Origin of the sequence: Streptomyces sp. BA2, assembly GCF_009769735.1 — a bacterium.
Lineage (GTDB): Bacteria > Actinomycetota > Actinomycetes > Streptomycetales > Streptomycetaceae > Streptomyces.
In genome coordinates this window covers 8291755-8306177 of record NZ_WSRO01000002.1, presented here as the reverse complement: position 1 = coordinate 8306177, position 14423 = coordinate 8291755, and the positions used below count along the sequence as shown (strand labels likewise).

General features: G+C 70.4%; 12 protein-coding genes. 3 read left to right on the top strand and 9 right to left on the bottom strand.

Going from position 1 to position 14423, the window contains the following annotated elements; translation table 11 throughout:
• Position 1: 1 nt before the first annotated feature.
• The 8 genes from E5671_RS39775 to E5671_RS39740 are packed head-to-tail and all read right to left on the bottom strand — an operon-like array spanning position 2 to position 8071.
• Positions 2 to 862, bottom strand: a complete 861-nt coding sequence (locus E5671_RS39775; RefSeq protein WP_160509073.1) for an amidohydrolase family protein — start codon at positions 860 to 862, stop codon at positions 2 to 4.
• Positions 847 to 1161, bottom strand: a complete 315-nt coding sequence (locus E5671_RS39770; RefSeq protein ID WP_160509072.1) for an L-rhamnose mutarotase — start codon at positions 1159 to 1161, stop codon at positions 847 to 849. Before E5671_RS39770 ends, E5671_RS39775 begins: the two co-directional genes overlap by 16 nt.
• A complete protein-coding gene (locus E5671_RS39765) occupies positions 1158 to 2171 on the bottom strand; it encodes an aldo/keto reductase (RefSeq protein ID WP_160509071.1) in 1014 nt (337 codons plus the stop codon). Before E5671_RS39765 ends, E5671_RS39770 begins: the two co-directional genes overlap by 4 nt.
• 5 nt (positions 2172 to 2176) lie before the next feature.
• Positions 2177 to 2950: an SDR family NAD(P)-dependent oxidoreductase gene (locus E5671_RS39760; RefSeq protein WP_160509070.1), complete on the bottom strand. Its 774-nt coding sequence runs from the start codon at positions 2948 to 2950 to the stop codon at positions 2177 to 2179.
• Positions 2947 to 4287 (bottom strand): enolase C-terminal domain-like protein, encoded by a 1341-nt coding sequence (locus E5671_RS39755; RefSeq protein WP_160509069.1) that lies wholly within the window; start codon positions 4285 to 4287, stop codon positions 2947 to 2949. Before E5671_RS39755 ends, E5671_RS39760 begins: the two co-directional genes overlap by 4 nt.
• A gap of 49 nt (positions 4288 to 4336) precedes the next feature.
• The gene (locus E5671_RS39750; RefSeq protein WP_160509068.1) at positions 4337 to 5374 is read right to left on the bottom strand and encodes an ABC transporter permease subunit; all 1038 of its coding nucleotides are present in this window, start codon (positions 5372 to 5374) and stop codon (positions 4337 to 4339) included.
• Positions 5367 to 6977 (bottom strand): sugar ABC transporter ATP-binding protein, encoded by a 1611-nt coding sequence (locus tag E5671_RS39745; protein ID WP_160509067.1) that lies wholly within the window; start codon positions 6975 to 6977, stop codon positions 5367 to 5369. The genes E5671_RS39750 and E5671_RS39745 overlap by 8 nt, the downstream gene beginning before the upstream one ends.
• Positions 6978 to 6985: 8 nt before the next feature.
• Positions 6986 to 8071, bottom strand: a complete 1086-nt coding sequence (locus E5671_RS39740; RefSeq protein WP_160509066.1) for a sugar ABC transporter substrate-binding protein — start codon at positions 8069 to 8071, stop codon at positions 6986 to 6988.
• Positions 8072 to 8260: 189 nt separating this feature from the next.
• Here E5671_RS39740 and E5671_RS39735 point away from each other — a divergent pair, with 189 nt between their 5' ends.
• From E5671_RS39735 to E5671_RS39725, 3 genes are all read left to right on the top strand, one after another.
• Positions 8261 to 8962 (top strand): FCD domain-containing protein, encoded by a 702-nt coding sequence (locus E5671_RS39735; RefSeq protein WP_160509065.1) that lies wholly within the window; start codon positions 8261 to 8263, stop codon positions 8960 to 8962.
• 309 nt (positions 8963 to 9271) lie between these two features.
• Entirely contained in the window at positions 9272 to 9952 is a 681-nt protein-coding gene (locus E5671_RS39730; protein ID WP_160509064.1) for a HEAT repeat domain-containing protein, read from the top strand.
• Positions 9946 to 10998 (top strand): MerR family transcriptional regulator, encoded by a 1053-nt coding sequence (locus E5671_RS39725; protein ID WP_160509063.1) that lies wholly within the window; start codon positions 9946 to 9948, stop codon positions 10996 to 10998. Before E5671_RS39730 ends, E5671_RS39725 begins: the two co-directional genes overlap by 7 nt.
• Before the next feature lie 339 nt (positions 10999 to 11337).
• Here the strand turns inward: E5671_RS39725 and E5671_RS39720 are convergent, their stop codons facing one another.
• Positions 11338 to 14361 carry an alpha-mannosidase gene (locus tag E5671_RS39720; RefSeq protein WP_160509062.1) on the bottom strand — a complete coding sequence of 1008 codons (3024 nt, stop codon included), beginning with the start codon at positions 14359 to 14361 and terminating at the stop codon, positions 11338 to 11340.
• Positions 14362 to 14423: the final 62 nt, after the last annotated feature.

Here is a 14423-nt window from a genome sequence, read left to right as displayed (position 1 = left end):
GTCAGAGGCGGTAGACGCGGGTCGCGGTCCCTGCGAAGAGGGCGGAGCGTTCGCTGCCGCTCAGCGAGTCGGTCAACTCCCGTGCCGCGTCGATAACTTCGGAGTACGTGGCGGCCAGGGTGCAGACGGGCCAGTCCGAACCGAACATCAGCCGGTCGGGCCCGAAGGCGTCCAGAACCGTGTCCGCGTACGGGCGCAGGTCATCCACCGTCCAGGTCTTCGGGTCGGCTTCGGTCACCAGGCCGGAGAGTTTGCAGACGGTGTTGGGGAGCGCGGCGAGCGAGCGGACCGAGGCGGCCCAGGGTTCGAGGGCGCCGGATGCGATGGGCGGCTTGCCCAAGTGATCGAGGACGAAGGTGAGTTCGGGGTGCTCCTGGGCCGCCTCGACGCAGGCCGGGAGCTGGTGGGGCAGGACCACGAGGTCGTAGGCGAGGCCTGCCGCTCCGACCGCGGCAAGACCTCGGCGCACGTCGGGCCGCAGCAGCCACTGCGGGTCGGGCTCGCCCTGCACTTGGTGCCTGATGCCCACCAGGTGCTGCCCGCCCGGGAGTTGGCCCAGCTCCGCGAGCGTGTCGGTGATGTCGGGCCGGGTCAGGTCGGTCCACCCCACGACTCCCGCCACCAGCTCGCTGTCCGCCGACGCGGCGAGCAGCTCGGGGGTCTCCTCCACGACGGTGACCGTCTGGACGAGCACGGTCGCGACGACACCGGCCGCGTGGGCCTCGGGCAGGAGGTCGGCCAGGGAGAAGTTCCGGCGGATCGGGGCGAGCGCCTCGCCGGTGATCCATTCCTGGTCGCGGACGGAGAGGTCCCACACGTGGTGGTGGGAGTCGACGACGTGCGGTGTCACGGCAGCTCCCATACGACGGGCAGTCCCGCGTCCGCGCCATCAGCCGAGTAGTCGTGGACGACGTCGAGCAACTCGGCCATGCGCGCCTGCCAGGCGATATTGACCGGCAGCTTGTCCAGCTCGGCGAGCATACGGGCGTAGTCCTCACACTCCAGGACGTGGAAGAGGTCGGTGCCGCTGCGCCAGATCGTCCAGGAGGTGGCGCCCGCCGCGCGGATGGCGGCGACCAGCTCGGCGGGTACTTGGCGGTGCGCGGCGTCGTACTCGGCGACGCGGTCGGCGCGGACCTTGGTGTGCAGGGCGATTCTCACGCGGGGTCCTCTCCGGGTACGGGTACGGGTACGGGTACGGGCACGTGGGCGGGCAGCAGTCCTTCGGCGCGGGCTTCCTTCCAGAAGCCCTCGGGGACGGCGAGCGCGAACTCCTCTGCCGCGTCACGGACTTCGTACGGAGAGCGGGCGCCGACGAGGACGGTGGTCACCGCCGGGTGGGACAGGGGGAAGGCCAGGGCGGCGGCGCGCAGCGTGGTGCCGTGCCGCTCGGCCGTCGCCTTCAGACGGAGGGCGCGCTCCAGGAGGGCGCGGGGTGCCGTCGCGTAGTCGTAGGTCGCGCCGGGCCGGGGGTCGGCGAGCAGGCCCGAGTTGAACACGCCGCCGACCACCACCGCCGTGCCGTGCTCGTGCGCGGCCGGGAGCAGTTCGGCCAGGGCGCTCTGGTCGAGGAGCGTGTAGCGGCCCGCGCACAGCACGGCGTCGACGTCGGTGTCGCGGACGAAGCGGGTGAGCATCGCCGTCTGGTTCATGCCCGCGCCGATCGCGCCGACGACACCTTCGGCGCGCAGCCGCTCCAGGGCCGGATACCCCTCGCGGAAGGCCTGTTCCGCGTGGTCGTCCGGGTCGTGGAGGTAGACGATGTCGACGTGGTCGAGACCGAGGCGGGTGAGGCTGGCCTCCAGGGAGCGGCGGATGCCGTCCGCGCTGAAGTCCCAGACCCGGCGGTGCGTGGCGGGCACGGCGAAGCCGTGGGCCAGGTCGTCACCCTCGGGCCTCTCCACTGGTTCGAGGAGGCGGCCCGCCTTGGTCGAGAGCGCGTACGTCTCCCGTGGGCGGGCCCGCAGCGCGTCGCCCAGCCGCCGCTCGGACAGGCCGATGCCGTAGTGCGGCGCCGTGTCGAAGTAGCGGATGCCCGCCTCCCACGCGGCATCGATCGCCGCGGCGGCCTCATCGTCGGTGATCGGGGTGTAGAGGTTGCCGAGGCCGGCGGCGCCGAAGGACAGCTCGGTCACCTCGACGCCGCCGGGTCCGATGCGGCGCCGGGCCATGCCGCTCACTGGCCCGCCGGGCGCAGTCGCAGGCCCTGCATGCCGCCGTCGACAGCGAGCGCGGTGCCGGTCGTCGCGCCGGAGAGCGGGCTCGCCAAGTAGGCGATGGCGCCCGCGACTTGATCCGCCGACACGAGTCGCCCGGTCGGCTGCCGGGCTTCGAGCGCGGCACGTTCGGCCGCCGGGTCGGGCGCGGAGTCCAGCAGGCGGCCGACCCACGGGGTGTCGACGGTGCCGGGGTTGACGCAGTTGACGCGCACCCCTTCGCGTACGTGGTCCGCGGCCATGGCGAGTGTCAGGGAGAGCACCGCGCCCTTGGACGCCGAGTAGAGGGCGCGCTGCGGCAGACCGGCCGTGGCGGCTATGGAGCAGGTGTTGACGATCGCCGCGTGGTGGGAGTCCCTGAGGTGCGGAAGGGCGGCGCGGGTGGTGCGCACGATCCCGAGGACGTTCACGTCGAGCACCCTGTGCCACTGGTCGTCGTCGTTGTCCTCGACGGTGCCCTGCGCGCCGATCCCCGCATTGTTGATCAGTACGTCGAGTCCACCGAGGCCGGCCACCGCGGCGGCGACGGCTTCGCGCACCGAGGCGTCGTCGGAGACGTCGGCGCGGTGGCCGGTGAGCGGCTTCTCCACGCTGCTCGGATCCAGGTCGAGCACGGCGACGTGGGCGCCGCGCGCGGCGAGCAGCTCGGCGGTGGCCCGCCCGATGCCGGAGGCTCCGCCGGTGACCAGGGCCTTCAAGCCCTCGAAGTCCTGGAAGTCCTGGGCGTCCGTCATGCGGCTGCTCCCTTGCCCTGAGCGAGGTCGGCGGCCCAGAAGGCGCCGTCCGGATAGGTGAATTCGGCGAGGGCATCGGCCCGCATGGTGGCCGAGAAGCCCGGCGCGGAGGGTGCCAGGTAGTGGCCCTCGCGGAGCACGACCGGGTCGATGAAGTGGTCGTGAAGATGGTCGACGTACTCGATGACGCGGTTCTCGGTGGTGCCGGACAGTGCCACGTAGTCGAACATCGACAGGTGCTGGACGAGCTCGCACAGGCCCACGCCACCGGCGTGCGGGCAGACCGGGACGCCGAACTTGGCGGCGAGCAGCAGGATCGCGAGGTTCTCGTTGACGCCGCCGACACGAGCGGCGTCGATCTGGAGCACGTCGATGGCGCCCGCCTGGAGGAGCTGCTTGAAGACGATGCGGTTCTGCACGTGCTCGCCGGTGGCGACCTTGACCGGGGCGACCGCCTTGCGGATCGCCGCGTGGCCGAGGACGTCGTCGGGGCTTGTGGGCTCCTCGACCCAGTACGGGTCGAACTCCGCCAGGGCGCGCGTCCATTCGACGGCCTCACCGATGTTCCAGCGCTGGTTGGCGTCGATCGCCATCCGGATGCCGGGCCCGATCGCCTCGCGGGCGGTGCGGCAGCGGCGTACGTCGTCCGCGAGGTCCGCGCCGACCTTCAGCTTGATCTGGGTGAAGCCGTCCGCCACGGCCTGCCGCGCCAGGCGGGTCAGCTTCTCGTCGCTGTATCCGAGCCAGCCCGGTGACGTTGTGTAGCCGGGGTAGCCGCGCTCCAGCAGCAGGGCTTCCCGCTCCGCGGCCCCGTGGCGGCCCGACTGGAGCATGTCCAGGGCCTCTTGCGGGGTGAGGGCGTCCGCGATGTAGCGGAAGTCGATCTGGGAGACCAGCCACTGGGGCGCGGCGTCCGCGAGGAACCGCCACAGCGGCTTGCGCGCACGCTTGGCCGCCAGGTCCCACAGCGCGTTGACGACGGCGCCGATGGCCATGTGCATCACGCCCTTCTCGGGCCCGAGCCAGCGCAGTTGGCTGTCCCCGATCAGGTCGCGGTTCAACGTCCCCGGATCGGCGCAGAGTTCCTCGACGGACCGGCCGAGGACGTGGTGGCGCAGCGCCTCGATCGCGGCGACCTGGACGTCGTTTCCACGCCCGATGGTGAAGGTGAAGCCGTGCCCCTCCAGGCCGTCGTCGGCGTCGGTACGCAGGACCACGTAGGCGGCGGAGTAGTCGGGGTCCGGGTTCATCGCGTCGGATCCGTCGAGCTCCCGTGAGGTCGGGAACCGTACGTCATAGGTGTCAACCGCGGTGATGCGGGCGGGAGTCGGGGACACAGGATGCCTTTCCGGAAAGGGGCAAGGAGACGGGGAACCCGGAGCGGGGTCAGTCCTGTGCGCGGCCGGTGGTGACGCGCGCGATCATCAGGGCGACCAGGATGATTCCGCCGTAGATGGCCTGGATCCAGAAGGACGGCACCTGGGCGAGAGTGAGCAGGTTCTGTACGACGCCGAGCAGCAGGACGCCGGTGAGGGCGCCGAACATGGTGCCCTTGCCGCCGTCGAGGCTGATGCCGCCGATGACCGCGGCCGCGAACACGGTGAAGATCATGTTCTGGCCCTGGTTGGCGTTGATCGCGCCGACGTAGCCGGTCTGCATGAGTCCGCCGACGGCGGCGAGGCAGCCGGCGACGATGAACACGCCGAGCATGACGCGCTCGACGCGGATGCCGGCGGCGCGTGCCGCCTCGGCGTTGCCGCCGATCGCGTACAGGGCGCGCCCCACGCGGTGGTACTTGAGGACGAAGCCCGCGATGCCGAAGGCGAGGGCGGCTATCCACACCGAGAGCGGGATGGTCAGGAACGTCGAGGTGGCGAGGGTGTAGAAGGCGTCGGGCATGCCGAAGAGCGTCTTGCCCTCGGTCGCGCCGACGAGCAGCCCGCGCAGCACGATGAGCATGGCGAGCGTGACGATGAAGGCGTTGAGCTTGAGCTTCACCACGAGGATGCCGTTGAAGGCGCCGATGACCGCGCCGACGACGACGATCGCGAGCAGTGCCACCACGGCGGGCATCTCGGTGCCGAATCCGGCCTGGGCGGCGGGCAGCACGAGCAGCGCGCCGACGGCGGGCGCGATCCCGACGACCGATTCGAGGGACAGGTCGAACTTGCCGGTGATGAGGACGAGCGACTCGGCGAGCACGACCATGGCGAGGGCGGCGGACGCTCCCAGGATGGAGATGATGTTCCGCTCCGTGAGGAAGGAGTCGTTGACCAGCGCGCCGAGCAGCATGAGGAGCAACAGGGCGGGGACCAGGGCGAGTTCGCGTGCGCGACGCAGCATGATGCTTTTCGCTGCGCGGCTTTCGGCAGTGCCTTTCTTTGCGGGGGCAGCCTGTGCGGCCGGGGCCTTCGTGTCAGCCACGATTGTCTCCTTGTTCTTCGGCCGCGGGCCGGTGGGGGTTGATCGCGCAGTTCCCCGCGCCCCTTACGGGGCTTGTGTGGCCCACCCCCTCGATTGATGCGATCAGGTCGTGGTCGGTGAAACCCGCCTCGTGCTCCGCGACGACCCGGCCGTGGAAGAGGACCAGGACGCGGTCGCAGCGCCGCAGGTCGTCCAGCTCGTCGGAGACCACGAGTACGGCGGTGCCGTCCTCGCGGGCGTTGTCCATCCGGGCGAGCAGCGACTCCTTGGACTTCACGTCCACGCCCGCGGTGGGGTTGATCAGGACGAGGAGCCGGGGGTCGGAGGCGAGGGCGCGCGCCATGACGACCTTCTGGGCGTTGCCGCCGGAGAGGTCCGACACGGGCTGGTCGGGTCCCTCCGCGTGGATGTCGAGGCGGTCGATCAGCTCATCGGCGAAGCCGCGCTTGCGCTCGGTGCCGACGAAGCCGTACTTCCCGAGCCGGTCGAGCACGGTCATCGTGGCGTTGTCGCCGATCGTCATCCCGAAGACCAGGCCCTGGTCGTGCCGGTCGCGCGGTACGCAGCCGACGCCGGCCCGCAGCGTGGCGGTGACGTCACCGAACGGCAGTCGCTTGCCGTCGAGTTGGGCGCTTCCGCCGGTCGGCGCGTGCAGTCCCGCGATGGTCTCGGCGAGGTTGATCTTGCCGCTGCCGCTGGATCCGGCGAGACCGACGACCTCGCCCTTGCGGACGGTCAGGTCGACGTCCGCGTACGACTCGCTGGTGAGGCCCCTGACGTCGAGCATCACCGGGGCGTCGGCGGGGACCTCGGTCCGGGCGACGGACTCCTCGGCGGCTTCCTTCTCCCGCAGGGCCTCGCCCGCCATCGCCTCGACCAGGGCGGCGCGCGGCAGGTCGGCCACGGGCGCTGTGGTGATCCAGCGGGCGTCACGCAGGACCGTGACGGTCTGGCACACCTCGTACACCTCCTGGAGGTGATGTGAGATGAAGAGGAAGGTGACCCCGGACTCCTGGAGCGCCCGCATGCGCGTGAAGAGCCGCTCGATCTCACGGTTGTCGAGCTGCGCGGTGGGCTCGTCCAGGACGATGAAGCGCGCTCCGAAGCTCAACGCCCGTGCGATCTCCACCATTTGACGGTCCTCGACCTTGAGGTCGGCGGTGCGCGCGTCCGGGTCGACCCGCACGTCCCAGGTGTCGAGCACCTCGGCGGCCTGGGCGCGCAGCTTGCGCCAGCTGATGAAGCCGCCGCGCCCCTCGGGCTGCCGGTTGATGAAGAGGTTCTCGGCAACGGTCAGGTCGGGCACGACAGTTGGCTTCTGGTAGACGCAGGCCACCTTGCGGCGCCAGGCGTCGCGGTCGGTGAGCGGCGGCGCGGGCTCACCGTCGAACAGGACGGTGCCCGCGTCCGGGGCCTGGAGCCCGGTGAGGATGGTGACGAGGGTGGACTTGCCCGCGCCGTTGCGGCCGACGAGGGCGTGGGACTCACCGGGCAGGACGGTCAGTTGGCCGTCCTGGAGGGCGACGGTGGGTCCGTACCGCTTGACTATGCCGGCCGCTTCGACGAGCGGAGTCGTCGCCTTGCCGGTCGGGGGCTCGGTCATCGGCGTACTCATTTGACCGTGTTGCCCCACAGCTTGGAGTCGTCCACGTTCTCCTTGGTGACCAGCGGTGCGGGCAGCTGGTCCTCGAGAATGCCGCTGGGCAGCTTCACGATGGTCGAGTCGTGGTCGGTCGGGCCGGGCTTGAACTTCTTTCCGTTCATGGCGGCCTTGATGTAGTACATCCCATACTTGGCGTAGGCGTCGGCGGGCTGCGAGACGGTGGCGTCGATCTGGCCCTTGCGGATGGCGTCGAACTCCTGCGGGATGCCGTCGTTCGAGATGACGGTGATGTGCCCCTTCTCGCCCGCCTTCTTCAGCATTCCCTTGGACTTCAGGGTCTGCAGTGTGGGCGCGAGGTAGACGCCGCCCGCCTGCATGTAGATGCCCTTGATGTCGGGGTTGGAGTTGAGCAGCGTGTCCAGCTTCGAAGCGGCCGTGTCGGACTCCCATTTGGCGGGAATTTCAAGCACCTCAAGCTTGGGGAACTTCTTCTTCACGCAGGTGCGGAACGCCTCGGAGCGCTCACGGCCGTTGACGGAGGCGAGGTCTCCCATGATCTGGACGACCTTGCCGGTCTTGACCTGCTCGCCGAGGTAGTCACAGGCCTTCTCGCCGTACGCGACGTTGTTGGCTCGCACGACCATCGCGACCTTGCCCTTCTCGGGGGCGACGTCGACGGCGACCACGGGCACGCCCTTGCGCTCGGCCTGGTCGAGTCCTGCGGAGATCGCGGCGCTGTCGAGCGGCGCGACCACAAGTCCCTTGATGCCCTGGTTGAGCTGGTTGTTGATGTCGGTGATCTGCTGCGAGGGGTCGCTGTTGGAGTTGACGGTCTTCATCGCGTCGACGTCCTCGGACTTCGCCATCTTCGGCACGTAGTCGTTGTACGACTGCCAGAACGGCGAGGTCAGCAGCGGCAGCACCACGCCGACCTTGCCCTCCCCACCGCCTTCCCCGCCCGCGGGCGCCGCGCTGTCCTTCGTACTGCCGCATGCCGTGAGCACGAGGGACGCGCAGGCCGCCGCGGCGGCGATCCGCGCCGCCCGCGAAGTCCCCGCCTTGCTGGACCTGTTGCGCACTGTTCTGCCGGCCATCTGACGGCTCCTCATCGAGCGTGAGTCGAGTGTGGATCGGGAGTCCTAGCGACTGATGGGCGAATATTTATCAGACCACTTGGCGCTCACAACACCCCTCGACGCCAAGTTTTCCCGCTTTCAAGCCGTAGTGGTCCGACCACATCTCTGATTAGACTGCGGCGCACTCGGCTAGTGGAGGAGCGTTACGTGGACCAGACCGGCCCGCAGAAGGGCACCGTGACCGGGCGGGCCATCGAGCAGATCAAGGCGATGATCGGCGAGGGCAGGCTCGAACCGGGCCAACGACTCCCCACGGAACGGGACTTGGCCACCCAACTGGGCATCTCGCGCAGCTCCATGCGGGAGGCGATCCGCGCGCTCACGGTGATGGGGGTCCTTGAGGCCCGGCACGGCTCGGGCATCTACGTCACCCAGCTGGAAGCCGGTGACCTCCTGGAGACCTTCGGCGTCGTGGCGGACCTGTCCCGCGGACCACGCCTCGTGGAGCTCCTTGAGGTACGCCGAGTCCTCGAATCCACGGCGACGGCGCTGGCTGCGGCGCGAATCTCGGCGGATCAACTGGCTGACGTGGAAAAGCACTTGGAGGCGATGAACGCCACGGACGACCCGGAGGAGATCCTCTCCCACGACCTGGCGTTCCACCGCACGATCGCCTTCGCGGCGGGCAACGACACGATGGCGGCGATCCTGGAGGGCCTGTCGTCACGCACGTTCCGCGCACGGGTATGGCGCGGCTACCAGGAGGAGGGCGCCTTCGAACGCACCCGCCGCGGGCATGCCCGGATCCACCGGGCCCTGGTCGCCCGGGACCCGGAGGCGGCGAGGGCCGCGGCGGCGGCGCACGTGGGCGAGGTGGAGGAGTGGCTGCGGACGCAGCTGGACGACTAGGCCCTGTCGTCAAACTCCCGTCGTCCGCCCGGAGGGCGGGCCCCGCGGCGTCAGGTGCGTGCTCTGGGGGTCCCCCCCCGGCCGGAGGCTGGGGAAGTGCCGGGCGTAGACCCTCGTACTGGGCGTACTCGGGTCTGCGCCCGGTGCGGCGAGAGTGCGTGCATGGCGTCGCGGGGCTGGGGGCACCTCCCGGCCGGAGGCTGGGGGAGGGAGTTTGACGACAGGGCCTAGGGGCGCGGCGATGGGGCGGGCCCTGTTGACCTTGACACGGTGACAAGGCTTTCACTGCTTGCCGAGGAGGTGGTCTCGATGACGGTCACGAGACAGGACACGGAAGCGGTGCGAGCGCTCCAGGGATTGGCGGACGGTCGCCCGTCCGTGCGGCTTCGGGCCGCTCTCGCGGTTGGCACGGCGCCCGACCCGCGCTGCGTCGAGGCACTCGTCGAGCGGTGCGCGATCGAGCCCGAGTTCTTCGTTCGCGACATGCTGACCTGGGCGCTCACCCGCCACCCGGTGTCCGTGACGCTCCCCGCGCTGATCCGCGAAGCTCGCTCGCAGCGTGCGCAGGCACGGAGCCAGGCGCTGCACACGCTGTCCAAGATCGGGGACCGGCAGGCGTGGCCGGTCATCACACGGGCGCTCCTGTCCGACGCCGACGACGAGGTGGCGCGGAGCGCCTGGCGGGCCGCGGTCGTGCTCGTACCGGAGGGCGAGGAGTCCGCCTTGGCCACGGTGTTGGCGACGCAGCTCGGGCGCGGTGGGCGGGAGACGCAGCTGAGCCTCAGCCGAGCGCTGGTCGCGCTGGGTGAAACGATCGTGCCGGCTCTGCGTGCCGCGGCGAAGGCCCCCGACCCGGGCATGCGGGCGCACGCGCTCGCCACAGAGCGGCTGCTGCGGGATCCGGACGCCGGGTTCGAGTTCGCGATCGAGGAGGCGAAACGCGCCGTGGCCCTCGGCGGGTCCGGCCGGGGGGACAATGGGGCGTGCTGATCGGTGAGGTGTCGCGACGGTCCGGGGTAAGTGCCCGCATGCTCCGGCATTACGAGTCGCTCGGTCTGGTACGGCCCTCGGGCCGTACCGGCTCCGGCTACCGGGAGTACTCCGGAGAGGACATCCGGCGGATCTTCCATGTCGAGAGCCTGCGGTCACTGGGTCTTTCGCTGCGTGAGATCGGGCGCGCGCTCGACGATCCCGGCTTCACGCCGTCGACGCTCGTCGGCGATCTCGTCCGTCAGACGCGTGAACGCATCGCGGCCGAGACCGACTTGCTCACGCGGCTTCGCCGGATCGATGCCGCGGACCCCACCGGCTGGGAGGACGTCCTCCAGGTCGTCGCGCTCCTCCAGGCACTGGGGTCGAAGAACGCCGACACGCGCCAGCGCGCTGCCCTTTCCTCGGTCGACGAGGTTCCGGTGCCGGTGGAGGCCCTGGTCGACGCGGCCCTGAGCGAGGCGGATCCGAACGTCGCCGGGGCCCTTCGCTGGGCGCTGGCCCGATCGGGCGACGGCGCCCCGGCCCTCCTGGCCGAGGGCCTCGGCTCACCGGTGTCCGCGGTGCGGGAACGGGCAGTTCAGTCCCTCGCCGAGCTGCCCGACGATGAGGCTAGTGGGACTGGTGGGTCCGGTGAGGCCACGGCGCGACTGCGGGACGCTCTCGTGAACCCTGACGTCGTGGTCCGGGGGCATGCGGCGCTGGCACTCGGTACACGCGGGGTGGCCGACGCGGTCCCGACGCTCGTCGACATGATCGTGGAGGGAAGGAACGACACCGACGCGGCCGATGCGCTGAGCGTGCTGGCGAGCGACACCGCCACGGCGGATCAGATCTCGACCAGGCTGGTCGCCCGCCTCGCCCACGACACCGCGGAAGCGCCCGCACGCGGGCGACTGACCCAGGCGCTTGCGGGCATCCCTGGGTCGAAGGCGTCAGCCGCCCTCATGGAACTGGCACAGGACGCGGACCGCGCCGTCGCACTGACAGCGACGTACGTCCTCCAACTCCGGGACACAAACTACGGAACGCACAACGACGGATGACGCCCACGCCGGACAGCCGGAGGGCGGGCCCACCCCGGCGCCGACCCCGACCGCAGGCGGGCGACCGACCCCGGCGCTAGCGGGCATCCCTGGGGCGAAGGCGTCAGCCGCCCTCGTAGAACTGGCACAGGACGCGGACCGCGCCATCGCACTGACAGCGACGTACGTCCTCCAACTCCGGGACACAAACTACGGAACGCACAACGACGGATGACGGCCCCATCGGACAACCAGGAGGGGGCCCGCCCCGGCGCCGGCCCCGACCGGACGCTGGCGATCAGGTGCCGGTCAGGGGCCGCTCCATCCCTTCGATGCCATCCGCTCAGCGGGACATCACTGTCACGCCCGCGTCAGCCGCAGCGTCACCAGTTCGAACGGCCGCAGCGTCAGCGCGACACCGTCGCCCGAGCGCTCCGGGGCCTCGGCCTCCGCGAGGGGCCGCTCCAGCAGGTCCGTCACCTCGACGGAACCGACCTGGAAGCCCGCGGTCAGCGTCGCCTTCGCGCGTCCGCCCCGCGACTCGTGGAAGCGGACGACCACGTCACCGCTGCCGTCGTCGGCGAGCTTGACCGCCGTGACGACGACGGCGTCGTTGTCGACCGTCACCAGCGGGGCCACCTCGGCACCACCCGTGATCCGCCGCTCCGGCAGGTTGATCCGGTACCCCTCCCGCACCGCGTCGCCGATCCCGGCCCCCGGAACCAGCGCGTGCCGGAAGCGGTGGACGCCCTGGTCCGTCTCGGGGTCGGGGAAGCGCGGGGCGCGCAGCAGTGAGGCGCGGACCGTCGTGGTCGTACCGGAGTCCGAGGTGCGCACCGTACGCATCACGTCATGGCCGTACGTCGAGTCGGTGACCAGGGCGACACCCCAGCCCGGCTCCTCCACGTGCACGAAGCGGTGGTTGCACGCCTCGAACTTGGCCGCCTCCCAGCTCGTGTTGGTGTGCGTGGCCCGGTAGAAGTGGCCGAACTGCGTCTCCGACGCGTACCGCTCCGCGTGGATGTCCAGCGGGAACGCCAGCTTCAGGAACTTCTCCGTCTCGTGCCAGTCGACCTCCGTGTCGATGTCGAGACGCATGGAGCCCGGCGCCAGGGACAGCACCTGTGTGAGCCGCGATGCGCCGAAGGTGCGTACGACGCGGACCGATGCGCCGTCCTCGACGGGCTCGACCACGTCCGCCTCGGTCAGGTCGGTGACCGTGTTGCGGTAGAACTCGTCGACGTCCCACGCGTCCCACATGTTCGGGAAGTCGGCGTGGATCTGCGGCAGGTTGGCCGCCTGGCCGGGGGCGACGGTCTCCCGGTCGGCCACGATGTCGTACGCCGAGACGACAAGCCCGCGCGCGTCGATCTCGACCCGCAGCAGACCGTTGTCGAGGACGTAGCCACCGTCGGCGCGCGAGGCGATCGCCGACTGGCCGTCGATCACGGCGGGGCGGGCGCCACCCGCCGGGACGCCGTCGCGGGTGTGGGGTGTTGAGTTGAAGACGAGGGTGCCCGTGCCCGCATCGCCCGCGAGCGCACGCTGGGCCGCGTCGATGATGCCGTTCAGCTCCTCGGCGACCTTCGCGTACGTCGCGCGCGCCTCCCTGTGCACCCACGCGATGGACGAACCGGGCAGGATGTCGTGGAACTGGTGGAGCAGCACCGTCTTCCAGATGCGGTCCAACTCCTCATAGGGGTACGAGAATTCAGGCGAACGGACGGCTGCCGTGGCGGCCCAGAGCTCCGCTTCCCTCAGCAAGTGCTCGCTGCGGCGGTTGCCCTGCTTGGTGCCCGCCTGGCTGGTGAGGGTGGCGCGGTGAAGCTCCAGGTACAACTCACCCACCCAGACAGGGGCGTTCGGGTACTCCGCCTCGGCCTTCTCGAAGAAGGCGGCGGGGGTCTCCCATTCGACGGTCGCCGAGCCCTCCAGATCGCGGAGGCGTCCCGCCTTCGCGATCATCTCGCGGGTGGTGCCGCCGCCCCCGTCGCCCCAGCCGGTCGGCGCGAGGGAGTGCCGGGCGACTCCCTTGTCCTTGAAGTTCTTCGCCGCGTGGGCGATCTCGCTGCCCTTCATCGAGCAGTTGTAGGTGTCGACGGGCGGGAAGTGCGTGAAGATGCGGGTGCCGTCGATGCCTTCCCAGTTGAAGGTGTGGTGCGGGAAGCGGTTCGTCTGCGACCAGGAGATCTTCTGGGTGAGCAGCCACTTGGAGCCCGCCGCCTTGATGATCTGCGGAAGACCGGCGGCGAAACCGAAGGTGTCGGGCAGCCACGCCTCGTCGTTCTCGATGCCGAACTCATCGAGGAAGAACCGCTTGCCGTGCACGAACTGACGGGCCATCGCCTCAGACCCGGGCATGTTCGTGTCCGACTCGACCCACATGCCGCCCGCGGGCACGAACCTCCCGTCGGCGACCGCCTTCTTGACCTTCGCCCACACCTCGGGACGGTGCTCCTTGACCCACGCCCACTGCTGCGCCTGCGACATGGCGAAGACGAAGTCCGGCTCGTCCTCGATCAGCGCGGTCATGTTCGACGTCGTACGCGCGACCTTGCGCACCGTCTCGCGCAGCGGCCACAGCCACGCGGAGTCGATGTGCGCGTGGCCGACGGCGCTGATGCGGTGGGCCGAGGGCTCGGCGGGGGTGGCGAGGACGGCTTCGAGCTCGGCGCGGGCGGCGGATGCGCTGCCGTTGACGTCCTGGAGGTCGACGGCGTCCAGGGCGCGGCCGATGGCGCGTACGACGGCGTAGCGGCGCCCGGAGTCCTCCGGCAACTCCTGCATGAGCTCGCCGAGCACTTCCAGATCGATGACGAGCTGCCACACGGTCTCGTCGAACACGGCGAGGTCCATGCGGGCGAGCTTGTACTGGGGCTCGCTGCCTGCCGTCTCCTTGTCGCCGAGCTGGGTGGGCAGGAAGGGGTGGTAGTCGAGGATGACGGGGTTGGAGGCCGCCTCGATGTGCAGGTGGACGTCTTCGCCGCCGGTCGCGGGGGCGGCGATCCGTACCCACTGGTTGCGGGGGTTGAGGCCCTTCACCGGGGTGCCGTCGGGGCGGTAGACGAGGCCCTCGCACTGGAAGCCGGGCATGTTCTCGTCGAAGCCGAGGTCGAGGATGGCCTCGACGGTCTTTCCCGCCCATTCCGTGGGCACGGTGCCGGTCACCTGGAACCAGCTGGTGGCCCAGGGGGCGCCCCAGGCTGCGCCTACCTCAGTCGGCTCGGGGGTCGCGGCGAGGCCCTCCGCCACGGGGACGGGCTCGCCCGGAGCTGTCCAGACGGCCACGTCAAGGGGGACGGACTCGGGGTAGACGGCGGGGCGGATGCGCTCGTCCAGGACGCGCTTGAGGCGGGCCTCTATGAGGGTGCGGTCGTCGTGCATGGTGCTCTCCGTTTGTGTGTTGGGTGCGGGTGGGGTGGACGGGGTTTGATTTCCCCAACCCC